Here is a 26,838-nt window from a genome sequence, read left to right as displayed (position 1 = left end):
ACAAGTTTTACATTGAGCCCGGTAGGGTGTCTGAGTATAATGGCGCGCTTCCATTTTCCCGCTCGGGAGCCCCCGCGATGCTGCGTATCAGCCAAGAAGCTCTGACCTTCGACGACATTCTCCTAGTGCCCGGTTATTCCGAGGTGCTTCCTAACGAAGTCAGTCTGAAGACCCGCCTTACCCGTGGCATCGAGCTGAACATTCCTCTGGTTTCTGCCGCCATGGACACCGTCACCGAAGCCCGTCTGGCAATCGCCATGGCTCAGGAAGGTGGCATCGGCATTATCCACAAGAACATGACCATCGAGCAGCAAGCTGCCGAAGTTCGCAAGGTCAAGAAGTTCGAAGCCGGTGTGGTCAAGGACCCAATCACCATCGAGGCTGACGCCACGGTTCGTGATCTGTTCGAACTGACCCGCATGCACAACATTTCCGGCGTTCCGGTGCTGCACGATGGCGACTTGGTCGGCATCGTCACTTCCCGTGACGTACGTTTCGAAACCCGTCTGGATGCCACCGTTCGTGAAGTGATGACGCCGAAAGAGCGTCTGGTCACTGTTCGCGAAGGCGCCGACAAGAACGAAGTCCGCGAGCTGCTGCACAAGCATCGCCTGGAAAAAGTCCTGATCGTCGACGACAAGTTTGCCCTCAAAGGCATGATGACTGTCAAAGACATCGAAAAAGCCAAGGCCTACCCGCTGGCCAGCAAGGACGACCAGGGTCGTCTGCGCGTTGGCGCTGCGGTCGGTACCGGTAAAGACACCGGTGACCGCGTTGCAGCCCTGGTCAATGCCGGTGTGGACGTGGTGGTGGTCGACACCGCTCACGGTCACTCCAAGGGCGTGATCGACCGCGTTCGCTGGGTCAAAGAGAATTTCCCTGAAGTGCAGGTGATCGGCGGCAACATCGCCACCGGCGCAGCCGCCAAGGCCCTGGCCGAAGCCGGCGCCGACGCGGTCAAGGTCGGTATCGGCCCTGGCTCGATCTGCACCACCCGTATCGTCGCCGGTGTCGGCGTTCCGCAAATCAGTGCCATCGCCAACGTTGCCGCTGCCCTTGAAGGCACCGGTGTTCCGTTGATCGCCGACGGCGGCATTCGTTTCTCCGGTGACCTGTCCAAGGCCATCGTGGCCGGTGCTTCCTGCGTGATGATGGGCTCGATGTTCGCCGGTACCGAAGAAGCACCGGGCGAGATCGAACTGTTCCAGGGCCGTTCCTACAAGGCTTATCGCGGCATGGGTTCGCTGGGCGCCATGTCCCAGGCTCAAGGTTCCTCCGACCGTTACTTCCAGGACTCCTCGGCAGGCGCCGAGAAACTCGTTCCGGAAGGCATCGAAGGCCGTGTTCCTTACAAGGGCACCCTGAGTGCGATCATCCACCAGTTGATGGGCGGTCTGCGTTCTTCGATGGGTTACACCGGCAGCGCCAACATCGAAGAAATGCGCACCAAGCCTGAGTTCGTGCGGATCACCGGTGCCGGCATGGCCGAATCCCACGTTCACGACGTGCAGATCACCAAGGAAGCGCCAAACTACCGCGTAGGTTGAGGCTTCAAGCAAAACGTTAAATGACCGGGGCTGTTTTATTCAGCCCCGAGTCGTTTCTGAATCAAAGACTGTTTCTGAATTATTTAGACGAGACTGAATCATGGCCCTCGACATTCACGCTCACCGCATCCTGATCCTCGACTTCGGTTCGCAATACACCCAACTGATCGCCCGCCGCGTGCGCGAGATCGGTGTGTACTGCGAACTGCACCCGTTCGACATGGACGAAGATGCGATCCGCGAATTTGCGCCAAAAGGCGTGATCCTCGCCGGCGGTCCCGAGTCCGTGCACGAAGCCAACAGCCCGCGCTGCCCGCAAGCGGTGTTCGACCTGGGCGTACCGGTCTTCGGTATCTGCTACGGCATGCAGACCATGGCCGAACAACTGGGCGGCAAGGTTGAAGGCTCCGAGCTGCGTGAGTTCGGTTACGCCCGCGTTGACGTGGTCGGCAAGAGCCGCCTGCTCGACGGCATCGAAGACCACATCGACGCCGACGGCCTGTTCGGCCTCGACGTGTGGATGAGCCACGGTGACAAGGTCACCAGGATGCCGAGCGATTTCCACATCCTGGCCAGCACCCCGAGCTGCCCGATCGCCGGCATGTTCAACGACGAGCGCGCCTACTACGGCGTGCAGTTCCACCCGGAAGTGACCCACACCAAGCAGGGCGGTCGCATCCTGTCGCGTTTCGTTCTCGACATCTGCGGCTGTGAAGCCCTGTGGACTCCGTCGAAGATCGCCGAAGACGCCATCGCCAACATCCGCGCACAGGTCGGTACCGACAACGTGCTGCTGGGTCTGTCCGGCGGTGTGGATTCCTCGGTGGTTGCGGCGCTGCTGCACAAGGCCATCGGCGATCAACTGACCTGCGTCTTCGTCGACAACGGCCTGCTGCGTCTGCACGAAGGCGAGCAGGTTATGGCCATGTTCGCCGAGAACATGGGCGTCAAGGTGATCCGCGCCAACGCTGAAGACCAGTTCCTAAACAACCTGGCCGGCGAAGCCGATCCAGAGAAGAAGCGCAAGATCATCGGCCGCACCTTCATCGACGTGTTCGATGCCGAATCCTGCAAGCTCGACAACATCAAGTACCTGGCTCAGGGCACCATCTACCCGGACGTGATCGAGTCGGCTGGCGCGAAAAGCGGCAAGGCCCACGTGATCAAGTCGCACCACAACGTGGGCGGCCTGCCGGAAGAGATGAACCTGAAACTGGTCGAGCCGCTGCGCGAACTGTTCAAGGACGAAGTCCGTCGTCTGGGCCTGGAACTGGGCCTGCCGTACGACATGGTCTACCGTCACCCGTTCCCGGGCCCGGGCCTGGGCGTGCGCATCCTCGGCGAAGTGAAGAAGGAATACGCCGACCTGCTGCGTCGCGCCGACCACATTTTCATCGAAGAACTGCGCAAGGCCGACTGGTACCACAAGGTCAGCCAGGCCTTCGTCGTGTTCCAGCCGGTGAAATCGGTTGGCGTGGTCGGCGACGGCCGTCGTTACGCCTGGGTCGTGGCCCTGCGTGCGGTGGAAACCATCGACTTCATGACCGCACGTTGGGCTCACCTGCCTTACGAACTGCTGGAAACCGTTTCCGGCCGCATCATCAATGAAATCGAGGGTATCTCGCGCGTTACTTACGACGTGTCGAGCAAGCCGCCAGCGACCATTGAGTGGGAGTGATCCCGCGTCGCGCCATGACGGTGTGAGTGCTGGCAGTCCAAGGCCGCGTGAACGGTGTTCACGCGGCCTTTTTGTTGCCGCTTACAAAGGCCCGTGCCAGCCGGCCAGGGTCAGGCCCCGCTCGTTCAGCGCCTTGATCAAGGCTTCGACGCTGCCGCAGCGCTTCTCATGGAGCGTCGGCCAGGCGGGACGCTCGATAAAGTAGCGGCCGGATTCAAAGTGGATCGGCGTACGTGCAATCACGTTGTCGCGACCGCGGTGCAGAAGCAGCGTTTCGCGGGGCTCCTGTTTCAAGGTGTACATCCCCGGACGACTCAGCAATTGATCGATCTCCTTTTTCGTCCCGGCTTTCCACGGTGTTTGCACTTGCAGGCGGATATCACCTTGTACGCGGCCGGTCGGATTGCCGTTATGGTCAAGAAAAGTCTTGCCAGGGTCCGGTTCGAATCCGCGAGCCTCGCCGTAGCCGACATCCTCGATGCGCAGGCCGACTGCGTCTTCCAGCTCACTGACCCCCGCGACGCCCTCGAAGGTATTGGAGTGTGAATTGCCCATGAGCGCGGCCCATTTGTGCGGGCCGCGTGCGGCCTGGTCGGCCTCGATGATCGTGTGGGCAAAGAAGTTCATCATCTTCTGGCGGATTGTCGGGTCGAGGCCTCGCATGCCTTCCAGTCTGTAACTGGCCATGCAATCGATGGCTTGGATGCGCACGCCGTGGCGGTTGGCCTCTTTCACCAGATTGAGAAAGGTGTAGCGCCGTGTCGGGTCGGTCATGTGACCCTGGTCGAGGCTTTCCAGATAAAGCTCAAGGTCCTGGGACATCACGGAAGTCCTGGCGAAGTTGTCCAGGGCTGCCTGATGGAAGTCCGTGAGCAGGTGTTCCATGTAAAGCGTTTTCACCCCTTTGCGGGCCAGGGTCGGCATCTGTTCGATGAGCCACTGTTTACTGCCGATATCGGCATGGCTCTCACCGATGACCAGCCCCTGGAACCGAGCGAGCAATTGTTCGATGAATGACTCGGCTGTCACGGTCGGGTCTACAGTAGGCAGGACCGGACGCGGACGTAAGTTCAGCTCTGCGAAGAAACGCATGGCAGCTTCGCGCAGCTGCCTGCGCAGAGCCCTGAATGCGTTGAGCGGGGAGTGACTGTCGAGGCTCTCGAATGCATCGCCCAGTATGCGGGCGTTCTTCAGTTCGCTGCGAAACGGCTTGGGAATGTCATAGGGCGAATGGGTGACAGCGGTGTCAGTCAGCGGCATTTCAGGAGTGGCCAACGTACCTGCGCCGGCAGGTTCGATGCCTGGGGTTTCTGGCGTTGCCATCGGATCGATTCGCACCCGTTTGAGCGTCAAGCCTTCATCTGCCAGCGCTTGTGTCAGCTCATGCACACTGTCGAAATGACGGCCGCTGACTGTCGCCCATCGGGGGCGAACGATGAAAAAACCTCCGGCATCCTGCTGGATCGGCGTATGTACCAGCGTCCCGTCGCCGCTGCGGTGGACCAGCGTGGACGGTTCCTGAAGCATGAACATGCCTCTTGCGGGCAAGGCCTCTTCCAGCGTGCGGGCGGAGGCCAACGGGGGCGGCGCATTCAATTGCAAACGCATGTCGCTTTTGATCAGATCGATGGGGTTGCCCAACAGGTCCCGCACCTTCTTGCCCGGGTCGGTCGATAACACGCCAGCCTTGCCCACGGGCAGTTCTTCGATACGCAATGAAGCGGCACCCTCCAGCTCGCTGAGTCCGGCGACCTTGTCGAAGGTGCTGGCGCGTGTCTCATCTACCAGGGCTATCCAGCGATGGGATCCTCGTGCTGCTTGATCGGCCCGGATCACCGCGTCGGAAAAATAATTCATCATCTTCCGGCTGCTGACCTCGGAGGTGTTCTCCATATTCGGAAAGCGGCGGCTGGCCATGCAATCGATGGCTTGTACGCGGATGTGGTTTTTCTGAGCGGCTTTCACCAGTTCCGTATAGGAATGGGGGCCGGCAGGATCGGCAGCGAATCGGGTGTCGAGGGCTTTGAGATAGTCCTCAAGTGCGGGTGGCAGCTTGCCAGTCTTGTGGAACAAGTCCAGTTCCGCCTGATGGAAATCGGTCAGCAGATGATCCAGATACAGGGTTCTGACCTTCTGTTTGTTCAGTGCCTTGAAGTTGTCGATCAATACACCACGGGCGCCTGAGGCGGCGTTGTCTTGACCGAGCACCAGCCCCGGGACTTCCTTGAGCAGACGCTTGGTCATCTCCGCGAAGGGAGTCGCAGGCTTGAATGGTGGTATGGCTGGACGCGGAGGCAGATTCGGGGCGCTGAAAGAGTCGATGGAGGCGTCATACAGGCTGCGACGCAGCATCTTGAAGTCCTGATAAACACTGTCGCTTCCCTGCAGGCTGTCCAGCGCAAAGTCATCGGTCTGGCCTTGCGCTACCGAGCGCAGCGTCGCTCTGTAGGGTTGAGGAACGTCATACGGCATGGGTTGCATCGCCACTTCGGGCAGCGGATCGGCAGTGTGTCCCCAGGGCCAGTCGCCGAATATTTTTCCGCCTCCCCTGAGGCCTGGGCGTGCGACAGGTTGCCACTTGAGTGCTTCGTTCAGGCGCACCGGCACGTTGCGATAAAACGAATAGGGATTGCTCGGATCGACGATAACCCAGCCGCGCATCTGCTCGACATAGCGCACCTGGTAGAAGCCGTCGGATCCGGCACGGCGCATATAGATGTAATGCTTGCCGGAAGCGGTTTGAATGATTCCCTGCAGTTTCGGATTGCCGGTCTCCATCCGGGTGCTTTCGCCGATTTCGGTCTTGAACGATGCGAGAAAATCCTCCGGTGCCGCAGGCAATACCTGTTTCGGCGCGATCTCGGCCAGCGTTGGCAGCGGCGAACGGGCCAGTGCCGCTTCGGCGAGTTTTTCTTGCGGTGCGATGGACAGCGCCGTTTGAGCGAGTTCTTCTTCCGGTTCGATAAATGTTTCGGTTTCGGCAATTTCGGGCAGAAGCTCGCCGCCCTTGATGAAAAGGGCGTTGAACACGGTATCGATGGCCGTGAATATCGCCCCGGTCACGCCAGTCTTGCGCGCCTCTGGCGTCTTGCCATTGACTGCCTGGTCGATCTGCAGGCCAACGTTGGCGATGCCTGCACCGACCACCGCCAACGCCACCGGCCAGCCAACGGCTGCCATGGGACCGAACATGCGATTGAAAGCATTCAGATAGCCGACCCACAGTTTTTTACGCAGATCGCCATTGGAATGCATCATGAATTCCCCATCGCTGATCATGCGGGCGTGGGTGGCGGTTCCCAGAAAAGTGAACACATCGGTGGTCAGTGCATTGCCTGTACGGGCGACGAGGGAGTGATCGTCGCTGTCCCAGGTACTGACCAAGAGATCCAGCGCATGATTGAGTCCGACATTCTCGATATGCGGGGCGCGCCACAGTTCCGAGACGACTCCGGCGAGCGGGCCTAGTGCCCAGAGCCATCGCCGTTTCGCGACCGCACGCCATGACGTGTCCTCGATGATGTCGTGATCGGCGACCTGGAAATGCGCCATGAAGCGTTTTCGATCGGAAGGTTTTCTGATTTGCGACAGCACCCACCAATGCAGGTCGCGAGCGTTTTGCAAGGCATGCACCCCCCAGATTTCCCCCGGTACGTAAAGGATCACGCCGCCATGGCCATCGGTGATGCACAGGATGTCGGTCGCGACGAAACCGCCGATTTTCAGCAGGCCGATCCGCAAGCCGTCAGCCGGCAGGGCTTCGTCTTCGAGCATCTGGCGGGTGACCGGCCAGCTCACATTGCCGGCGACCGCTTTGACGGCCGTTCTGAAGTTGTCATCCGACAGCCGACCACTTTCACGATCCTCCATGGCCTTTGCCAGAAAGGTGCATTTGGCCAGGGCCCTGAAGGTCTTTGCGTGTTTGCTCCAGAACGCATCGACTTTTTTCCGGTAACGATCGGCAAAGTTGATCCCCCAGAACGCTTTCAATACATCACTGCTGTGCAGGCGTACCTCGTTGCTCTCGTTGTAGGTGCCCGCCTCCGGTCCTGCGGTGTAGAAACCGGCATCGGCGTCGAGCAGGTCGGCGTTGTCCTGGTCGTGAACGCTGAATCGCTGGATCACCAGCTGTGGCAGGGTCATCGATTCACGCGGAGTTTCGAACAGGTGCTCCCAGCCTGTGAACGTTCGAGAGCTGCTTTGTGCTGCGTGAAACCGATGCCAATAAACCTGTTCGGGTTCCAGGTGGGCGAGGTCATGTCTGGCGAGGATGTCCTTGGCGATGGCGCAGGCCATTTCGTACATGTCGGGGCAGGCCGCGACCAGTGTCGGCACCAATGCCTTGAGCGCCTTGCGGTCGTCGGCGTTGGGCAGGGCGATGTCTTTTGTTGTGTCCACAGTCTTTCCTTGAGCGTGGTGGTTGAAAAAAACACCGCGATCATTTCAAGTGCAGGCACGACACGTCTGTCAGCTAGGGTGACGATTGATTGTCGTATTTGGGGAAAACCGGATAGGAAAAATCCGCAGCGAACGAGCGATCCGTAACCCGGGCGGGTCGAAATTGACCCGCCCGGTTTCCGATCAAGCTGGAAGACGGCTTTGGAGTTGCAGTCCCATCTGCTTCAGTGCGCTGGATAACTGTTCAAGATTATCGTAGGGAACGCGGTTGACCGTCCCCCAGGATGGTCGATCAATGTAGTAGCGCCCATCCGCGAAAGTCTGAACGGGGGTTTGTACAACCTCGCCCGTCTGGCTGCGGTGAAACAATCGGTAGACCCCTTCGAAACGATCGAAAACATACATGCCTGCGCGATAAAGCAATTGATGGATCTGCAACTCGCTGCGGCTTACCAAAGGCGCTTCTGCGCGCAAAAGCAGATCGGCGAAATGGGTATCGACGGTTCCGCGCAATGTCTGTGTCTGTGGATGGGGTCCGCGTTCTATCGCAACGCCTGGGTCTGGCTCAATGCGCTCGCCCTGTCCCGGATCGACTTCCTCGATCCGAACGCCGATTCCACCTTTCAGTTCGCTGATACCGGCCACCCCTCTGAACGTATTGGTATTTTCGACTCCCGTCAGCACCACCCACTTGCCAACGTCATTCATGGTCTCGTCGATGAACATGATGTCGGCTGTCAGGTGGGTGGTCGCCATCTGCTGTTCAGGCAGCGTGAGCGCAACGGTTTTTTTGTAGGTCGCCGCACAATCGGTGGCCTGGACCCGAATACCGTTTTGTCGGGCCGTCCTGACCAGCGCCAGTTCGTCAAACTGCGCTGCGGGATCGGTGCCGAGCCGGCTCAGGTACAGTTGCAGGTCTTCGGACATGACGCCGGACCTGAAGTAGTCATTCAGTTCGACCTGGGCAAAGTCATTGAGCAATCGACGTACGTAGAGTGTCTTGACTCCATTGCGCGCCAGCACGGGCATGTTCTGGATGATCAATCGCATGCTGGTGATACGGTCCGGGGTCTCGCCAATGACCAGGCCGGGCGCTTCTTCGAGTGCCTGTGCAATGAAGTCGGCGAAGGTCGTCGAGGGCGTGACCGCCGGAATCGGCGGGCGTGGAGGCAGGTTCGCCCATGGAAGGTTGCCGAAGAAGCGTCTGGCGGAAGTCAGGAGTGCGCTCGCCTTGTCGGCGCAATACAGCGCATAACGGTCTGGAGCGATAAACCCGCCATCGGGACCAATCTGCAGACGGACATGGGTTTCGCGCAGTTGCAGCGCCCAGCGTTTCAGCTCGAGCCGTCGTGCCCCGGCAACGTCATAGGGCGTCTGGACCTGATGGATCGCATTGGAGGTCGAAGGCTGGGGTTCGGCAGGGGGTGGGGCAGATGAAGCGACGGGTTCTACGGGTTGCGCGGATTCCTCGGGTGTCGGCTCGAGCTCGTCGAGTTCCAGTACCACGTCTACGGTGCATTGTTTGCCGAGGCATTGACCGCCGCCCTTGAGGCCCAACTGAGTCATGCGCTCCCAAACCCCTTCGTCATTCAAGCGCACCGGCATTGCATGGATAAGCTGATTGGGTCTCACCGGATCGACGATCGCCCAGAATCCGCCGCCCTGTGAGTCGGTGAAGTAGCGGACGTAATAAGCCGTGTCGTTCATGACGATGGCGTAGGGAGGGTCGGTATTCAGCCTGTAGATACCCTGAAACTTGCCAGTCTCGGATACCGGCGTCAGACCTTCCAGCAGTTCGTTCGATCGATAGTGTGGGGGAATCTCAGGCACCTGCACGGTTTCAGGCGCTGTCGAAGACAACTCCTCCAGGGCCGGAAACACTTCATTCGGATGTTCCGGCTCCAGTTCGGTTGCCGTATCGGCCTCGGCCATTTCTCCGGCCTCGACGGCTGGCGACGCGCCATCGAACTCGGCAAGAAACGGCAGGTTGAACAACGCATCGATACCACTGACGATTGCTCCGATCACTCCATCCTTGCGCTCCGCGGCAGTCTTGCCGTTGACCGCCTGATCAATGTTCAGCCCCATGCTGGCGAGGCTGGCGCCGATCACCGGCAATGCCACGGGCCAGCCGACGACGGCCATCGGACCCAGTACTTTGAGACCGGCGCTCAAGTAGCCGATCCACAGCTTCTTGCGCAGATCGCCATTTGAGGTCAGGGAAAGGTCGGCTTCAGCGAACATGGCGTTGCGGGTGGAATCACGAAGCCAGCTGAACGCGTCTTCGCTGACTGCCTGTTCATTCTGATTGATAAGGTGATGATCGCCGTGCCCCCAGGTGGCGACCAGGCGATTCATCAGATCGCTGATGTTCTCGGTCATCGAGTGCCGGTCGGCCAGCGGGAAGTGTTTGAGGAACAGCTCGCGCGGCGCGTTTTCGTTCAGTTGTTGCAGAGCCCACCAGTGCAGCTCGTAAGGTGTATTCAGTACATGGAATGCCTGAGTGTCTCCGGGGACGTAAACGATATGCCGCCCCTTTGAATCGATGATGCGCAGGATGTCCGTGGCGACATGGCCGGCGATATCCAGGGCGTAGACCTGCGCGCCATGGACGCCCCCGGTTTCTGTTTGCAGGGTGTGCAGGTCGACGGGCCAGGTCAGCGGGCCGATGACCGCATTGACCACTGTCAGAAAGTCATCGTCACTCAGGTGACCGAGCTCCCGCGCTTCGACGGCTTTGCCGAGGAAGCTGCATTTTGCCAGGGTGCGGAACTCGCCGGAGTGGTTGTTCCAGAAGGTTTGCAGTTCGTTGCGGTAACGCTCGCTGAAGTTGATGTCCCAGAACGCCCTGAGCACCTCGTTGCCGTGCAGGCGAACCTCGTTGGTTGCATCGAAGTTTTCGGCGTCAGGCCCTGCGCTGTAAAAGCCCCCGTACAGATCCAGCAAGTCGGCATTGTCCTGATCGGTGACCCGGAATCGCTGAATCACCAGTTGCGTCAGGGTCAGGCTCTCATAGGGTTTTTCACCATAGTGCTGCCAGCCGGTGAAGGAGACGGCCAGGCTCTGCGCGGTTCTGAATCGGTGGTAATAGACGTGATCGGGGTCAAGGTCGGTAATGCCGTGTCTGACCAGCAGCTCTTTGGCTACCCGATGGGCTGTGTCGTTGAGGCTCGGGCAAGCCGTGACGACCTGGGTGGCGATGATCTTGAGCGCGGCTTTGTCGGCAGCGTTGGGCAGTGAGCGGGGTTCTGCTGTGTTCATTGGCTCTGATCCTTGAGAAGAGGGCTGGAGAATGAGCCATTCGTTCCAGGGCGGTGCGGTACATATCTACCACCCGCCGGTGGACGGATCTGCGGCCATCCGCCGCGTCACCCTTACTGTTTCGCAAGCGCAGGTGTATCGTATTCGCCTTTTGCGGGCGCCCTGGCCTGCGGCTGATCTGTGAGGTAGTTGTGTCCATGTCCTTTTCCCGTCGACAAATCCTCGGTGGCCTGGCCGGTCTGGCAGTGGTTGGCGCGGGAGCCGGCGGCGCGACGCGTTACTGGTTGGGCAAGGTTGCGGATGCCAACGCCGGTCACGACTACGAACTGATCGCCGCGCCACTGGATGTCGAGCTGGTGCCAGGACACAAGACTGAGGCCTGGGCCTTCGGCCCGTCGGCTCCGGGCACCGAATTGCGCGTGCGCCAAGGTGAGTGGCTGCGGGTGCGGTTCATCAATCACCTGCCGGTGGCGACGACCATTCACTGGCACGGCATCCGCCTGCCGCTGGAAATGGACGGTGTGCCTTACGTATCGCAACTGCCGGTGCTGCCGGGCGAATACTTCGATTACAAATTCCGTGTGCCGGACGCCGGCAGCTATTGGTATCACCCGCACGTCAGCAGCAGCGAAGAACTCGGTCGCGGGCTGGTCGGGCCGTTGATCGTCGAGGAGCGCGAGCCGACCGGATTCAAGTACGAAAAGACCCTCAGCCTGAAGAACTGGCACATCGACGACGAGGGCAACTTCGTCGAGTTCAGCATCCCGCGCGAAGCGGCCCGTGGCGGTACGGCGGGGCGGCTGTCGACCATCAACGGCGTACCTTCGCCGGTGATCGAGCTGCCGGCGGGGCAGATCACCCGCGTACGCTTGCTCAACCTCGATAACACGCTGACCTATCGCATCAACATTCCCGGCGTCGAAGCGCAGATCTATGCGCTGGACGGCAACCCGGTCGAGCCGCGCCCGTTGGGCAAGGAGTACTGGCTCGGTCCCGGCATGCGCATCTGCCTGGCGATCAAGGCACCGCCGGCCGGTGAGGAACTGTCGCTGCGCAATGGCCCGGTGCGTCTGGGCACCCTGCGTTCGGTGGCCAACAATGATGCGCCGACCGACTGGCCGAAAGCGCTGCCGGCCAACCCAGTGGCCGAGCCGGACCTGGCCAATGCCGAGAAACTCAACTTCAATTTCGAATGGGTCGGGTCGGTGTCGGTGAATGTCGACAACGGCAAACCGCCGAGCCTGTGGCAGATCAACGGCAAGGCATGGGACATCACCGACAAGACCTGCGCCGACCGGCCGATCGCCAGCCTGAAACTGGGCCAGAGCTATATTTTCGAACTGAAGAACATGACCCAGTACCAGCACCCGATCCACCTGCACGGCATGAGCTTCAAGGTGATTGCGTCGAACCGGCACAAGATCGTGCCGTACTTCACCGACACCTACCTGCTGGGCAAGAACGAGCGCGCGCAAGTGGCGCTGGTGGCGGATAACCCGGGGGTGTGGATGTTCCACTGCCACGTGATCGACCACATGGAAACCGGCCTGATGGCCGCCATCGAGGTGAAGTGATGCGCCAGATTCGCCCCGCGGCGATCATCGACCGCAGCCGAGACCGCGACTTCATGCGTGAAGCCTTGGCCTTGGCGGCCCAAGGCGCGGCCCTCGGCGAAGTGCCGGTGGGCGCGGTGCTGGTGCAGGACGGCGAGATCATTGGTCGTGGTTTCAACTGCCCGATCAGCACCAACGATCCCAGCGCACACGCAGAAATGGTCGCGATCCGCGCCGCCGCGCAAGCGGTGGATAACTATCGTCTGCCGGGCAGCACGCTCTACGTGACGCTGGAACCGTGCAGCATGTGCGCCGGGCTGATCGTGCATTCGCGGGTTGCGCGGGTGGTGTACGGCGCGTTGGAGCCCAAGGCCGGGATTGTGCAGAGTCAGGGGCAGTTTTTTACCCAGGGCTTTCTCAACCATCGAGTGTTGTATGAAGGTGGGGTGTTGGCGGAGGAGTGTGGGGCGGTGTTGACCGAGTTCTTCAGGGCGCGGCGCGCGAAACCGGCAGACTGAACACAAAACCAATGTGGGAGCGGGCTTGCTCGCGAAGAGGGAGTGCCAGGCGACATTGATGTACCTGACACATCGCCTTCGCGAGCAAGCCCGCTCCCACAGGGGATCTCCTATTTCCGGAGGTCGGGGTTACTTCTTCGCGACAATCACCGCCCGCATCGGCGCCGGCAGTCCTTCGATCGTCTTGCTGTGATCCTCAGGATCAAGGAAATCGCTCAGCGACTGATACTTCATCCACTCGGTCCCGCGCTGTTCTTCAACGGTGGTGGTGCTGACATCCACGCATTTCACATCGGTGAAACCGGCACGACGCAACCACAATTCCAGCGCCGGCACCGACGGCAGGAACCACACGTTACGCATCTGCGCATAACGGTCTTCCGGCACCAGCACCTGATGCTTGTCGCCCTCGACCACCAGCGTTTCCAGCACCAGTTCGCCACCCTTCACCAGGCAATCCTTCAGCGCCAGCAAATGCTCGATAGGCGAGCGGCGGTGATAGAAAACACCCATGGAAAACACCGTGTCGAAGCCTTCGAGGTTTGGCGGCAGGTCTTCGAACGGGAAGGGCAAGTGCCAGGCATTCGGCTCTGACAGATAACGCTGCACCGCCTGGAACTGGCAGAAGAACAGCCAGTTCGGATCGACGCCGATCACGCTGTCGGCGCCGGCACCGAGCATGCGCCACATGTAGTAGCCGTTGCCGCAACCGACATCGAGGATGCGTTTGCCCTTCAGATCCAGATGCGGGGAGACCCGCGACCACTTCCAGTCCGAGCGCCATTCGGTGTCGACGTGCACGCCGAACAGATCGAACGGCCCCTTGCGCCACGGCGACAGGCCCATCAGCGCCGTACGCATTTGCGCGCGGGTTTCATCGTCGCAATCGGTGTCGAGTTTCAGGCCGTCGAGCAAGTCGACTTCGGTCGGCTGGATCTTTGGCAGGGCATCCAGCGCACTTTGCCAGCGCTCCAGATCGCCGTGGCCCTTCTCCATTTTCTTGTCGAGCTGCACTTGCAGGGTGCTGGCCCATTCGGCCAGCGGCGTGCCGGCCAGACGGCGGGCGAGGGGGGACAGATCAATCATGGCAAGGCAATCAACGAGGCAAAGTTAAGACACTGGAACCACGGCACGACTTTCGAGAACCCGGCGGCCAGCAGGCGTTCGCGGTGTTCTTCGAGGCTGTCGGGCTTCATGACGTTTTCGATGGCGCTGCGCTTCTGGGCGATTTCCAGTTCGCTGTAACCGTTGGCGCGCTTGAACGCGACGTGCAGATCGGTCAGCAGCGCATGTTCTTCGGCATCGTTGAAGCGCAGCTTCTCCGACAGAATCAGCGCGCCGCCCGGCAGCAACGATTGGCGGATGCGCGCCAGCAATGCCGTACGCTGATCCGGAGCGATGAATTGCAGGGTGAAGTTCAGCGCCACCACCGAGGCCGGTTTGAAATCGAGGGCGAGGATGTCGCCTTCGATCACCTCGACCGGCAGCAACTCCTGGAACATCGAATCCTGACCGTTGAGGTATTCGCGGCAGCGCTCGACCATGGCGGCCGAGTTATCCACCGCGATCACCCGGCAACCGTCAGTGCGCACATGGCGACGCAGGGCTTGGGTCACCGCACCGAGCGATGAGCCGAGGTCGTAGAGCACGCTGTTCGGCTGGGCGAACTGCGCTGCGAGCACACCGAGGTTTTCCACGATGGTCGGATAACCCGGCACCGAGCGCTTGATCATGTCCGGGAACACCCGCACCACGTCTTCGTTGAAGGCGAAGTCAGGCACCTGGGCCATCGGCTGGGCGAAAATGCGATCGGGTTCTTTGCTCACGGCGGTTCCGGCGGTGTCGATGAAAAGGCCGGCATTTTAGCCAAACTGGCGCGCAGATGCGCGGGTTGTCTGATAAACCGCTTTGCAGCGGGTGATCGTTCCCACGCTCCGCGTGGGAATGCATCCCGTGACGCTCTGCGTCACTTACGCAAAGACGCAGCGCGTAGTAACGATCGGTTTCAGAGGTCGGGACGTTTGGTTTGGGAGAACGCCGATGCCGCAATCCCCCACTGCCCCAGCCAGTAACTGAGGATGATGATGTAAGGCGCCGCATTGAACGGTGACACGAACCGGTTGATGCCGATCACGCTATCGGAGAACACGAACGCCACCGCGCCGCCCGCCGCCAGCAACGCCGAACGCTGAGGTACGCCGCTGCCGAGCCGGGCCAGGGCGCGCCAGAGCATGGCGCTGATGGCCGTTCCGTAAACGATCACCGGCACGGTCAGCGGCCCCAATCCGCTGGAGATCAGGATGCCCAACAGCACAGCGCCGACACTGAGCGCCAGGATCAGTGGCAGCAGGGCCAAGCGCCGGCAATCGCTGAGGTAAGCCTTGAGATACGCCAGATGCGCGACCAGAAACGCACCTAGGCCAAACACGAACAAATCCCCCGGCCACGCCAGCAGCACATCGCCGATCAACGAGAAAATCAGACCGAGGCTGATCCAGCGGCGATAGTCGCTGGGCGGCGCATCATGCAACCAGCCAAGCAGGGCCAATACCGGCAACGGTTTGACCAGCAGACACAGCAGCGCCGCATGGGTGCTCAGGCCGTAGAGGAAAGTCACCGCGCCCATCAGCGCGAGGATCAGCCAGCCCACGATCAGTTCACCGAAATGGCGCAGTCAAAGGTCTCCACCGGCAACACTTCCGGCGCCCACGGTTGCTGCGAAGTCAGGCGCAGGCGCCCGGTGCCGGTTGCGAAGGCCTGGAAGCGCCAGGTCGAGAGGCCGGCCGCGCCGACCACGCCGGCATCTTCCGGATTGCTGTAGACCTCGGGGCTGAGGGCGCGCAATACGCCGCCGGCGGAATCCTGGATGGCCCAGCGGTAACCGGTGGTGGGGTTGCTCGGGAGCGTGACGATCAGATTTTGCCCGTTGGTCAGGCGCACCGGGCATTGGCTCTGTTTTTCCACGGTCACGTTGGTTTTCGGTTGCGTGGCACAGGCGGCCAGCAGGGCGAGGGACAGGGGGACAAACAGGCGAAGGGGGGACATGAATTCAGCGGCTCCGGCGTTGGCGACGAACGGCGAGCATAACTGAAGATGAGACAAAGTGTGACAACGCCAGGCTTGGCGTCATCTTTAGCATCGCCGGCCCTCACCCCAGCCCTCTCCCGGAGGGAGAGGGGGCCGAGCGGGGAATATTTAAGAGATACGCCGACCTGAAAGTTCTTCGCTGAATCCAGAATCAACCCGGTCTTTCAGGTCGATGTAATTCGAAAGACGCCAAGGTCGGCTCCCTCTCCCTCCGGGAGAGGGCTGGGGTGAGGGGCTGCGATGCCAGCCCCCCTCAATACCTCAAGACGAAATCAAAAAAGCACCTTCGCCACATCCGCAAACTTCTTGGCGAAATGCACGGTAATGCCTTCCTTCAGGTAGTCCGGCAACTCTTCAAAGTTTCCGCGATTCGGCTCCGGCAGAATCAACTCGAAGATCTTCTGCCGCCGCGCCGCAATCACCTTCTCGCGCACCCCGCCAATCGGCAGTACATGCCCGGTCAGCGTCAGCTCGCCGGTCATCGCCACACCTTTTTTCGGCGCCTGATTACGGGCGAGGGAGAGCAGGGCACTGGCCATGGTCACGCCGGCGCTCGGGCCGTCTTTCGGTGTCGCGCCTTCCGGCACGTGCAGGTGGACGAAAGCTTCGTCGAAGAATTTCGGATCGCCACCGAAGGATTTGAGGTGCGAACTGACGTAGCTGTAGGCGATCTCCGCCGACTCCTTCATCACATCGCCCAGTTGCCCGGTGAGTTTGAAACCACGATTGAGCGTGTGAATCCGCGTGGCCTCGATCGGCAAGGTCGCGCCGCCCATGCTGGTCCAGGCGAGCCCTGTAATCACACCAGTGCCGGACAGCACTTGCTCGTTACGGAACACCGGATGTCCAAGCGAGGCTTCGAGGTCTTTCGGGCCGATCTTGATCACCGCTTTCGGATCCTCGATCAGCTTCATCACCGCTTTGCGCACCAGTTTGCCCATCTGTTTTTCCAGCTGGCGCACGCCGGCTTCACGGGCGTAACCGTCGATCAAAGCCTTGAGGGCGGTGTCGCTGATGCTCAGGCTGCCCTTGGACACACCGGCCTTTTCCAACAGTTTCGGCCACAGGTGACGCTTGGCGATGGCGACTTTTTCTTCGGTGATATAGCCCGACAGGCGAATCACTTCCATCCGGTCCAGCAGCGGGCCGGGGATCGAATCCAAGGTGTTGGCGGTGCACACGAACAATACTTTCGACAGGTCCATCCGCAGGTCCAGATAGTGGTCGAGGAATTCGACGTTCTGTTCCGGATCAAGCGTTTCCAGCAGCGCCGAGGCCGGGTCGCCCTGATAGCTCTGGCCCATCTTGTCGATCTCGTCGAGCATGATCACCGGGTTCATCACTTCGACGTCTTTCAGCGCCTGCACCAGTTTGCCCGGCTGCGCGCCGATGTAAGTGCGGCGGTGGCCCTTGATCTCGGCTTCGTCGCGCATGCCGCCGAGGCTGAAACGGTAGAACGGCCGGCCGAGGGATTCGGCGATGGATTTGCCGACGCTGGTTTTACCCACGCCCGGCGGGCCGACCAGCAGCACGATGGAGCCGCTGATCTCGCCTTTATAGGCACCGACCGCGAGGAATTCGAGAATACGGTCCTTGATGTCCTCGAGCCCTGCGTGGTGCTTGTCCAGCACCTTGCGCGCGTGCTTGAGGTCGAGCTTGTCCTCGCCGTACACGCCCCACGGCACCGAGGTCGCCCAGTCGAGGTAGTTGCGGGTGACCGCGTATTCCGGCGATCCGGTTTCGAGGATCGACAGCTTGTTCATCTCTTCTTCGAGACGTTTCTGCACCTGCGTCGGCAGGACCTTGCCCTCCAGACGCTGCTCGAACTGTTCGAGGTCGGCGCTGCGGTCGTCCTTGGTCAGGCCGAGTTCCTGCTGGATGACCTTGAGCTGTTCCTTGAGGAAGAACTCGCGCTGATGCTCGCCGATCTTGCGGTTCACTTCGGCGGAGATTTCTTTTTGCAGGCGCGCGACTTCGACTTCCTTGCGCAGCATCGGCAGGACTTTTTCCATGCGCTTGAGCATCGGCACGCAGTCGAGCACTTCCTGCAGTTCATTGCCGGTCGCCGATGTGAGGGCGGCGGCGAAGTCGGTCAGCGGCGACGGATCGTTGGGGCTGAAGCGGTTGAGGTAGTTCTTCAGCTCTTCGCTGTACAGCGGGTTGAGCGGCAGCAGTTCCTTGATCGCGTTGATCAGCGCCATGCCGTAGGCCTTGACCTCGTCGGTCGGCTCGGTGGGCTGGTGCGGGTATTCGACTTCCACCAGGTACGGCGGGCGATGGTGTTTGAGCCAGGTCTTGATGCGTACGCGGCTCAGGCCCTGGGCGACAAATTGCAGTTTGCCGTTTTCGCGGCTGGCGTGATGCACCTTGACCAGGGTGCCGTATTGCGGCAACGCCTTGGTGTCGAAGTGGCGCGGGTCTTCCTGGGGCGTGTCCATGAAGAACAGGGCCAGGGAGTGGTGTTCGGATTTGCTGACCAGTTCGAGGGTTTCGGCCCAGGGTTCTTCGTTGACGATGACCGGCAGGACCTGCGCCGGGAAGAACGGGCGGTTGTGGATCGGGATGATGTAGACCTTGTCCGGCAGGTTCTGGCCGGGCAGGGCGAGGCCTTTGCCTGGGACGTGGTGTTCGATGTGTTCGGCGTCGGTTTCGGTGATGTCGTCGGGGTTCTCGGGGAATTCTTGCTGGTCGCTCATGGGGCACCTGCGCAATTGGGTATGGCTGTTAGATGGGGCAGGGTTTGGGTGGTTTCAATGGGGGTGGGTGTTTCTGCTTGTGTGTTCAGGGTTTTGACAGGGTTTTGGGGTTGGGCTTGGCGGCCTTTGGGCCGACCATGCTCTGGGTGTTTTGAGTGAATATCCGTTGCTTCGGGTGTTGCGGCTGGCGGTTCCGCTCTTACAGCGGGTCACTTTGGCAAACGCCCCAAAGTAACCAAAGGTCTTGGCCCCTGCGTTCGGCGCCTCGCTGTGGCTCGGCGTTCCTTCGTTCCGGGATTCATCCGGGGGCATCGCCTACGGTTTGCTTCGCTGCACCTCCTCTCGATGCATGCGGCTGCGCCGCACGGTCGCTGCGCTCCCACCCCCGGATAAATCCCTCCACTCAGCCTTCCGATGGGGCCGGCACGTCAAGAGCGGTACTCGAGCTAACGCTCATCGTGTTGAGTGGTGAAGAGCAGGGAAGAGCAGGGAAGAGCAGGGAAGAGCAGAGGGAGAAGGTGATGGTGAGAGGAGGAGGGAGCCGATTGGGGCTCTAATACCTGAGTTCGACTCGGTATCTCACGTCGGCGTACCTCTCCCAGACAACGCGGTCAGTCCCCTCTCCCTCCGGGAGAGGGCTAGGGTGAGGGCAGCGTCCTGACTGACTCACCACAAGCCTGACTCCCGCAGAGACCTCATCAGCATTTATGCCGGATATCGACTGACCTCGACGTTATTGATCGTTCCCACGCTCTGCGTGGGAATGCAGCCCGGGACGCTCTGCGTCCCAATCGATCTGCCAGCGAATGCGGTCTGTGGCTGGCAGTCGATTTTGTCAGGGTCGCTTAGCTGGGTGTTGGGTAACATTGTACTTCGACGTTATCCAGCACCCGATTCACCGCCAATTCCGCCAGCATGATCACCTGCTGAATCCCCAGGATCCGGTGCCTCTGCGGCGTATCGACAAAAGCCGCTACATCACTGGCCATGACGCTTGCTGTAGCCAAGGACTCACAGGCATGGGCCAACAGGCTTTCATCGTCCATGTCTGGCGATATCTGGAACATCTGGCTCGGTCGGCGACCGGGGCATTTTTTTGGAATGGGATTGAAATGGTGGTCGAGGGCGCGTTCGGCGGCTTCGTGGAGTTTCTTCGAATCGGCGGATTCGTAGGGTGAGGTGTCGTTTGATTCGGGAGGATTGGGTGTTGGTTTTTTCATGATGGAACTCCAAGTGGCAATTTGAGCTACCACGAATCGCTGCGACGCGACGGAGGGTGGTAGCTGTGCGCGGGGTCGCAGACCGGTCCACCTGAAAACCCGGCATACCCGAAGGTATCCCGCGCACAGCCACCATAAGCAAACGAGAAATACCGAAGCACTCCAGTTTGGGGTGGCGATTATGCACCAAGTGAACTGCACGGACTGCGACGCCCGTTCGCTGAATGTTTCAGCGACCCCCAAAGCCTATCCACCCCATTTCCGAGCGACAACCGACGCGACATGTCAGAAACATCCCCTGCAAACACCCTGTCTGTAGGACATACACACCCTGTGTAAAAAACGCAGCCCACAAAAAAAGGCGACACCCCTCACAGGGCGTCGCCTTCTTTCTTACTGCCGTTACAACTTACTCCGGCAGTTTGTACGCAATCACATAGTCACCCATCTTGGTGCCCAACGAACCGTGACCACCCACCACGAGCAGGACGTATTGCTTGCCGTCCTTGCCGGTGTAGGTCATCGGGGTCGCTTGGCCGCCGGCCGGCAGACGCGATTTCCACAGTTCTTTACCGGTGTTCACGTCGTAGGCGCGCAGGTACTGGTCGAGGGTGCCGCTGAGGAAGCCGACGCCGCCGGCGGTGACGATCGAGCCGCCCATGCTTGGCACGCCCAGGGTGAAGCCGATCGGGATTGGCGAGCTGTCGCGGCTGGTGCCGTTTTTGCGTTTCCAGACGACTTTGCCGGTGGTCAGGTCGATACCGGCGACGTAGCCCCAGGCCGGAGCCTGGCACGGTACGCCCAGTGGCGACATGAACGGGTGCATGATCACCGCGTATGGCGCGCCGGTGTTTGGCTGTACGCCAGCGGTTTCGCTCTCGCGTTTGCTGCCGGCCGCGACTTTTTCGCGTGGCACCATTTTCGAGACGAAGGCCATGTAGTTCGGGCTGGTGAACAGCATCTGGCGAACCGGGTCGACCGAGACGCCGCCCCAGTTGAACACACCGACGTTACCCGGGTAGATCAGGCTGCCCTGTTCCGACGGAGGCGTGTATTGGCCTTCGTAGCGCAGTTCCTTGAACTGGATGCGGCACAGCATCTGGTCGAACGGGCTGGCGCCCCACATGGCTTTTTCGGTCAGTTCCGGGGCCAGCAGGTTCAGGTCCGAACGGGCCTGGGTCGGGGCGGTGTGGTCGCCTTTCACGGCGCCTTGGGGCACCGGGATTTCCTTGATCGGGATGATCGGCGTGCCGTCGCGACGGTCGAGGACGTACAGGCTGCCCTGTTTGGTCGGAGCGATCAGCGCAGGTTTGATGCCGTCGGCGGTTTTCATGTCCAGCAGCGTTGGCTGGCTGCCGACGTCCATGTCCCACAGGTCGTGGTGGGTGAACTGGTAGTTCCAGCGCACTTTACCGGTGGCCAGGTCCAGTGCCACGACGCCGGCGCTGAATTTCTCGGCGCCCGGGGTGCGGTCGGCGCCCCATTGGTCCGGGGTCTGGTTGCCCAGTGGCAGGTAAACCATGCCGAGTTTTTCGTCGACGCTGGCCAGCGACCACATGTTGGCCGAGTTGCGGCTGTAGGTTTCACCTGGCGCCAAAGGCTCGGTGGCGTCTGGCTTGTCGCTGTCCCAGTTCCAGACGAGGTGACCGTCACGCACGTCGAACGCGCGGATCACGCCCGATGGCTCGTTGGTCGATTCGTTGTCGGTCACGTGGCCGCCCATGATCACCAGATCACGGGTGATCGCGGCAGGCGAGGTGGAGTAGTAGCCACCAGCGGTGAACGGGCCGATACCCTGGGTCAGGTCAACCACACCGTTGGTGCCGAAGCCTTCGCAGATCTTGCCGGTGTCGGCATTCAGTGCGATCAGGCGTGCATCGGCGGTCGGCAGGTACAGGCGACGCGGGCAGGCCTGGGCGACGGCTTTGCCGGCCTCGGAGATGACAGCGGAGGCTGCGTTTTCAGACTTGGCGTAAGCGGCTTCGTCGTAGTACGACACGCCACGGCAGGTCATGTGGGCGAAGCCCTTGAAGCCGACCGGGCTTTTGATCTGCGGGTCGAAGCGCCACAGTTCCTTGCCGGTGTCCGGGTCCAGCGCCAGCACTTTGCTGTGGGCGGTGCAGGCGTAGAGCATGCCGTTGGCTTTGAGCGGGGTGTTTTCGTTGGTCAGCTCGACCGGGTCATCGGCGGTCGGCAGGTCGCCGGTCTGGATGCGCCAGGCTTCCTGCAGCTTGCCGACGTTGGCCGGGGTGATCTGCTTGAGTGGCGAGTAGCGGTCACCAAACTCGGTGCGGCCATAGGCCTGCCAGTCGCCATCAGGCATGGCTGGCGCGGTGCTGGTAGTGTCGGCGGTGTCGCGACCCAGTTCGCCAAAGATTTCGCCCGGGTGGGTGAACAGGCTGGCCAGGGCGGTGACGCCGGCCAGAATCACGGCCACGGTCAAACCGCCGGTGCCCATCGGCGCCGGGCCTGCGAGCAGCAGCGGGCGACGGAACCACGGCAGCAGCATCACGAAACCGAGGACAAACCACAGTGCCAGGCGCGGCACCAGTTGCCACCAGTCCAGACCGACTTCCCACAGCGCCCAGACGGTACTGGCGAACAGCACGATGGCGTACAGGCCCAATGCTGCGCGACGGCGCATCAGCATCAGAATGCCGGTCAGCGTGATGCCGATACCGGCCAGCAGGTAATACAGCGAGCCGCCGAGCGTACTCAGCTTGATTCCCCCGGCCAGCATGGCCAGGCCCATCAGCAGAAGCAGAATGCCGAGCAGGTTCGGCAGAAGACGGCTTCGACTCGAAGCACCTTCAGTGCTCATAGTGTGGTTCTCCGTGACGTTTCAAGTTGTCCCGCGCTGTAGTCACTGTAGATGACGATCGGGCGCGGGCATGGTTCAGATAAAAACTTGTCTTGCTATCGAATTTCTTTCGCAGGACTGAGCCGCGTGCGCTGGATCAGAACGACGACTGGATCTTGATCCCGCCGATCAGCGCGTCGTCGACCTTGTCCACACCGCCCGGATGGCGGATGTATTGCAGGTTCGGGCGCACGGTCAGCCAGTTGGTGACGTGCACGCCGTAATAGAGTTCGGCGCTGTATTCGGTGTCCTGTGGTGGCAGGAAGGACGGATCGTCGTAGTCGTAGACGGCGCGGGCCTGGTTGGTCGCCTCGGCGTTCTTGCGGTAGGCCGGGTTGACGTGGACGCGGGCCAGGGCGAAACCGATGTCATCTTTTGCACGGGCGTCGAACAGGCCCTTGTAGACCACGCCAGCCTGGACGTAGTTGTCGATGGCGTTGGTCTTCTTGTCGTGCATCGTGCCGTTGGCGAACACGCTCAGACCACGGGAGTTGTCGCTGGCCACGCTGGTGATCTGTTGCTGCACGCCGAGCCACACGCCGTGTTTGCTCGAAGCGCTGCGATAGGCTTCGCCGCTCAGGGCGGCCGGCTGGCCGTTGCTGTCTTTATAGGCGTCGGTGGCCTTGGCGTTGCTGTAGTAGTAACCGGCGCGGTATTCGCCCGGCAGGCCGTTGAGCTTCGGCTTCCACACCAGTTCGATCGGCAGGATTGCGCCCTGGGTGCCGCTGCCACTGAGCTTGAAGCCGTTGCCGCGATCAAGGTTCGACGGGTTTTGCTCGTAGGCGCCGACTTGCGCGTACAGCTCTGGCGTCAGGTGGTATTTGACGCGCAGCGCCCATTGACTGACCGGCCAGTTGTACCAGATGCCGCCGACCCAGTTGCCGACCTGCGAACCGCAGAACGCCAGGTTCTGGAAGTCGCACGGGAAGCTGTTGAAGTCTTCGCCTTCACCGAAGCGGCCGACCTTGATGTCGAGCTTCTGGTCGAAGAATTTCTGCTGGTACCACATCTGCGTCAGGCGGGTGGTCTGGCCACGACCCCAGACTTCCTGGGCCGAGGTGAAACCGCCGACGCGCGGGTCGTTGATGCGGTCGTTGCTGATGTTGTTGCCGCTGCGTTTGGTCACGGTCAGCTGAAATTCAGCGTCGTTCCAGCCCAGCAGTTTTTGCAGGTCCAGATGGGTGCCGAGGCCCCATTGGTCGCTGTAGCGCGCGGTGCGGTCGTGGTCGTAGCCGCCGTGCAGATTGCTGCCCATTTCGCCGGTGTAGTCGAGCTTGAAGTCGATACCTTTTGCCGAGAGTTCGCTGCGGGTGCCGTTCCAGTCACCGAGCATCCACGGTGATTCACTGTCGAAGGCCGGGGCGGCCTGGGTGCAGGTGGCGAGGCCAAGGGCGGTGCAGCCGCCGATCAGGCGCAGGGTGGAGATAGCGCTGTCTCGGGAGAATGGAAAATCGGGCATGAATAGGGTCTTTCTTGATCTTTTTGGGGGATAAGCTGGCCGCTACGATTTGACGCAGGCAGTGAAGCGGTTCAGCAGAAGGGCGGCAGGATAATGTCCTGTTACAAAAACACAAAGGGCTTTTGCAGACATGAACCCTTTCGGATTCGGTAACAGTGCGGCAATACAGCGCATTGCGGGCGTTGGCGCAGACCTGCGATCTTCTTCGGTTGGCCTACATTTAACCCAAGGCCTTCCACCCGCCCATGCCCTCGGCTAAGGTGCGCGGCTTCTGTATTTTCACTTCGCCCAAAGGCCCGGCATGAACGACCACAATCCCGATCCGCTGCACGGCGTGACCCTCGAACAGATCCTCAATGCGCTGGTGACCCACTACGAATGGTCGGGCCTGGCCGAGCGCATCGACATCCGTTGCTTCAAGAGCGATCCGACCATCAAGTCGAGCCTGACCTTTTTGCGCAAGACACCTTGGGCGCGGGAGAAAGTCGAGCGGCTGTACGTGAAACTGATGCGCACCAAGCGTCCGCTCTGAGATGAGCGCCGTATGGCGGCGACGCCTGATCACTTCGGCTGCGGTGCTGGGCTGGGCCGGGCTGGGGATTCAGCTGTACCTGATTTTCTTCGCGCGCCTGAGCGTCGGCGCCAGTCTGCTGGGCGGGCTGGTCAGTTTCTTCAGCTACTTCACCGTGATCACCAACACCCTGGTGGCGGTGGTGCTGACCTGTGCGGTGACGGATCGCGAATCCGCAGCACGACGCTGGTTTCTGCAACCGTGGGTCAGCAGCGGGATTGCCGTCAGCATTGCGGTGGTGGGCCTGGCCTACAGCATTCTGCTGCGACATCTGTGGCACCCGCAGGGCTGGCAGTTTATCGCTGACGAATTGCTCCACGACGTGATGCCGCTGCTGTTCCTGGCTTATTGGTGGTTGTGCGTGCCGAAGGGCAGCTTGCGTCTGAAGCACCTGCCGCTGTGGCTGATTTATCCGCTGGTGTACTTCGCCTATGCGCTGTTGCGCGGGCATTTGCTGGGGGCTTACGCGTATCCGTTCATCGACGTGGCGCTGTTGGGTTATCCACAGGTGTTCGTCAATGCCGGGGGGATTCTGCTGGGGTTTGTGCTGATTGCGTTGCTGGTGATTGGCATCGACCGCTGGCAGGGGCGGCGCCTTTAGCAGCGCCGCCGCTCGTATTCACTCTTCTTCGGAGCCTTCTGCGCGCCAGTAACCGACCGCTTTGACGAACTTCTCGTCGAGTCCGTGCTCATCGAGCAGCACCCGGCGGATCTGCCGCGAAACCTTGGTCTCGGTCGCCACCCACGCATACAGATTGCCCTTGGGCACCTGCAATTGTTTGACGGTCGTCAGCAGGTTGTCCTTGCCGCCTTCGCGCAGTACCCAGATCACGTTGACCTGCGCCGCGCTTTCCAGCGTTTGCTGCTCCTTGCCGTTTTCCACTTCGATGACCACCAGCGCCTTGCGATTGGCCGCCAGCCCTTCGAGGCGGCGGGCGATGGCGGGCAGGGCGGTTTCGTCGCCGATCAGCAGGTAGCTGTCGAAGATGTCCGGCACGATCATCGAGCCACGCGGGCCGCCGATGTGCAGGAATTGCCCGGGCTTGGCCTGCTCCGCCCAGGTCGAGGCAGGGCCATCGCCATGCAGTACGAAATCGATGTCCAGCTCAAGCTTGTCGAGGTCGTAGCGGCGCGGGGTGTAGTCGCGCATTTCGGGCATCGGCACGTCGCTCTTGCCGGCGCCGAGCACCAGGGTTTCCAGCGCGGCGGCCTGTTCGGCGTTCTGCGGGAACAGCAGCTTGACGTGATCGTCGGTACCGAGGCTGATGAAGCCGGCCAGTTCCGGCCCGCCGAGGGTGATGCGGCGCATGCGCGGAGTCAGGTCGACGACGCGCAACACTTCCAGGCGACGACGTTTGATTTCGTGCATCACACGATGGATGCCTTGGGTCTGTACTTCAGTCATTCGGCTTTCTCCGGGGCAGATTGAACGGCGGGGCCGTCGACGATGGCTTTGGCGGTGTCATTGAGCAGGTCGCGCACGCGCAGGATTTCTTCCGGGCTCCAGCGTCCGTGGTGCATCTGCAGGGCATGGCGCAGGTTATGCACCGCTTCGTGGATTTCCGGCGGGCGATCATGGCCGCGCAGCGAGCGCTTGCTGACGTCGATGCGCATGCGCACGCCGTCCAGGGCCACCGCCTGTTCGCTCAGGGACTGGCGACCGGCATCGGTCACGGCGTAGCGTTTTTTCCCGCCCTCGGCATCGCCGCTGATCATTTCGCTTTCTTCAAGGAAGGTCAGGGTCGGGTAGATCACGCCGGGGCTGGGGCTGTAGGCGCCGTCGAACATGGTTTCGATCTGGCGGATCAGGTCGTAGCCATGGCAGGGCTGTTCGGCGATCAGCGCCAGCAACAGCAGTTTCAGATCGCCGGGGGCAAACACCCGTGGGCCGCGACCGCCGCGCTCGCGGCCGTGGCGTTTTTCGAAGCCGTCACGGCTGTCGCCATGCTCGCGGTGGGGGGAATGATGGTCTCTCATTTCAGTCTTCTCT

The 26,838-nt window shown here is 61.0% G+C and carries 19 protein-coding genes; 7 read left to right on the top strand and 12 right to left on the bottom strand.

The window, feature by feature from the left end; genetic code table 11:
* Positions 1-77: 77 nt before the first annotated feature.
* Complete coding sequence (gene guaB, locus PDR5_RS23345) at positions 78-1,547, top strand: IMP dehydrogenase (RefSeq protein ID WP_011335798.1); 1,470 nt, start codon at positions 78-80, stop codon at positions 1,545-1,547.
* Positions 1,548-1,647: 100 nt separating this feature from the next.
* A complete protein-coding gene (gene guaA, locus PDR5_RS23340) occupies positions 1,648-3,225 on the top strand; it encodes a glutamine-hydrolyzing GMP synthase (protein ID WP_064599229.1) in 1,578 nt (525 codons plus the stop codon).
* An 81-nt stretch (positions 3,226-3,306) separates the two neighbouring features.
* Here the strand turns inward: guaA and PDR5_RS23335 are convergent, their stop codons facing one another.
* Both PDR5_RS23335 and PDR5_RS23330 read right to left on the bottom strand, forming a co-directional pair.
* Positions 3,307-7,560 carry a membrane-targeted effector domain-containing toxin gene (locus tag PDR5_RS23335; protein WP_335720514.1) on the bottom strand — a complete coding sequence of 1,418 codons (4,254 nt, stop codon included), beginning with the start codon at positions 7,558-7,560 and terminating at the stop codon, positions 3,307-3,309.
* Between the two features lie 246 nt (positions 7,561-7,806).
* Positions 7,807-10,884 carry a membrane-targeted effector domain-containing toxin gene (locus PDR5_RS23330; RefSeq protein ID WP_064599225.1) on the bottom strand — a complete coding sequence of 1,026 codons (3,078 nt, stop codon included), beginning with the start codon at positions 10,882-10,884 and terminating at the stop codon, positions 7,807-7,809.
* Between the two features lie 31 nt (positions 10,885-10,915).
* Here PDR5_RS23330 and PDR5_RS29760 point away from each other — a divergent pair, with 31 nt between their 5' ends.
* From PDR5_RS29760 to tadA, 3 genes are read left to right on the top strand one after another with little or no spacing between them, the layout of a single operon-like run.
* Positions 10,916-11,068 (top strand): hypothetical protein, encoded by a 153-nt coding sequence (locus PDR5_RS29760; RefSeq protein ID WP_156669359.1) that lies wholly within the window; start codon positions 10,916-10,918, stop codon positions 11,066-11,068.
* A 13-nt stretch (positions 11,069-11,081) separates the two neighbouring features.
* On the top strand, positions 11,082-12,458 hold the full coding sequence (locus PDR5_RS23325; RefSeq protein ID WP_064599224.1) for a multicopper oxidase family protein: 1,377 nt from the start codon (positions 11,082-11,084) through the stop codon (positions 12,456-12,458).
* Positions 12,458-12,955 carry a tRNA adenosine(34) deaminase TadA gene (gene tadA / locus PDR5_RS23320; protein WP_064599223.1) on the top strand — a complete coding sequence of 166 codons (498 nt, stop codon included), beginning with the start codon at positions 12,458-12,460 and terminating at the stop codon, positions 12,953-12,955. The genes PDR5_RS23325 and tadA overlap by 1 nt, the downstream gene beginning before the upstream one ends.
* Positions 12,956-13,084: 129 nt before the next feature.
* Here tadA and cmoB read toward each other — a convergent pair whose 3' ends face one another.
* The 8 genes from cmoB to PDR5_RS23280 form a co-directional block, all read right to left on the bottom strand.
* Positions 13,085-14,041 carry a tRNA 5-methoxyuridine(34)/uridine 5-oxyacetic acid(34) synthase CmoB gene (gene cmoB, locus PDR5_RS23315; RefSeq protein ID WP_064599221.1) on the bottom strand — a complete coding sequence of 319 codons (957 nt, stop codon included), beginning with the start codon at positions 14,039-14,041 and terminating at the stop codon, positions 13,085-13,087.
* On the bottom strand, positions 14,038-14,745 hold the full coding sequence (gene cmoA, locus PDR5_RS23310; RefSeq protein ID WP_236191106.1) for a carboxy-S-adenosyl-L-methionine synthase CmoA: 708 nt from the start codon (positions 14,743-14,745) through the stop codon (positions 14,038-14,040). The genes cmoB and cmoA overlap by 4 nt, the downstream gene beginning before the upstream one ends.
* A gap of 215 nt (positions 14,746-14,960) precedes the next feature.
* Entirely contained in the window at positions 14,961-15,605 is a 645-nt protein-coding gene (locus tag PDR5_RS23305) for a lysoplasmalogenase (RefSeq protein WP_172829506.1), read from the bottom strand.
* A gap of 2 nt (positions 15,606-15,607) precedes the next feature.
* Positions 15,608-16,000, bottom strand: a complete 393-nt coding sequence (locus PDR5_RS23300) for a protease inhibitor I42 family protein (protein ID WP_064599218.1) — start codon at positions 15,998-16,000, stop codon at positions 15,608-15,610.
* A 314-nt stretch (positions 16,001-16,314) separates the two neighbouring features.
* Positions 16,315-18,738, bottom strand: coding sequence for an endopeptidase La (gene lon, locus PDR5_RS23295; protein ID WP_064599217.1), 2,424 nt, complete (start codon positions 18,736-18,738; stop codon positions 16,315-16,317).
* A gap of 845 nt (positions 18,739-19,583) precedes the next feature.
* Complete coding sequence (locus PDR5_RS23290; RefSeq protein ID WP_064599216.1) at positions 19,584-19,958, bottom strand: DUF6124 family protein; 375 nt, start codon at positions 19,956-19,958, stop codon at positions 19,584-19,586.
* Between the two features lie 409 nt (positions 19,959-20,367).
* Complete coding sequence (locus PDR5_RS23285; protein ID WP_039765764.1) at positions 20,368-22,779, bottom strand: glucose/quinate/shikimate family membrane-bound PQQ-dependent dehydrogenase; 2,412 nt, start codon at positions 22,777-22,779, stop codon at positions 20,368-20,370.
* 136 nt (positions 22,780-22,915) lie between these two features.
* Positions 22,916-24,277 carry a carbohydrate porin gene (locus PDR5_RS23280; RefSeq protein WP_064599213.1) on the bottom strand — a complete coding sequence of 454 codons (1,362 nt, stop codon included), beginning with the start codon at positions 24,275-24,277 and terminating at the stop codon, positions 22,916-22,918.
* Between the two features lie 301 nt (positions 24,278-24,578).
* On the opposite strand from PDR5_RS23280, the gene PDR5_RS23275 reads away from it, so the two are divergent.
* A complete protein-coding gene (locus PDR5_RS23275; protein WP_007956650.1) occupies positions 24,579-24,809 on the top strand; it encodes a VF530 family DNA-binding protein in 231 nt (76 codons plus the stop codon).
* A gap of 1 nt (position 24,810) precedes the next feature.
* Positions 24,811-25,449 carry a Pr6Pr family membrane protein gene (locus PDR5_RS23270; RefSeq protein ID WP_064599211.1) on the top strand — a complete coding sequence of 213 codons (639 nt, stop codon included), beginning with the start codon at positions 24,811-24,813 and terminating at the stop codon, positions 25,447-25,449.
* Positions 25,450-25,467: 18 nt separating this feature from the next.
* On the opposite strand, the gene PDR5_RS23265 is transcribed toward PDR5_RS23270, so the two are convergent.
* Both PDR5_RS23265 and PDR5_RS23260 read right to left on the bottom strand, forming a co-directional pair.
* The gene (locus tag PDR5_RS23265) at positions 25,468-26,253 is read right to left on the bottom strand and encodes a siderophore-interacting protein (protein WP_064599209.1); all 786 of its coding nucleotides are present in this window, start codon (positions 26,251-26,253) and stop codon (positions 25,468-25,470) included.
* Positions 26,250-26,825 carry a PadR family transcriptional regulator gene (locus PDR5_RS23260; RefSeq protein ID WP_039765773.1) on the bottom strand — a complete coding sequence of 192 codons (576 nt, stop codon included), beginning with the start codon at positions 26,823-26,825 and terminating at the stop codon, positions 26,250-26,252. The genes PDR5_RS23265 and PDR5_RS23260 overlap by 4 nt, the downstream gene beginning before the upstream one ends.
* Positions 26,826-26,838 lie beyond the last annotated feature (13 nt).

Origin of the sequence: Pseudomonas sp. DR 5-09, assembly GCF_001655595.1 — a bacterium.
In the GTDB taxonomy this organism is placed as follows: domain Bacteria; phylum Pseudomonadota; class Gammaproteobacteria; order Pseudomonadales; family Pseudomonadaceae; genus Aquipseudomonas; species Aquipseudomonas pharyngis.
This window is presented reverse-complemented; position numbering and strand designations above follow the sequence as displayed.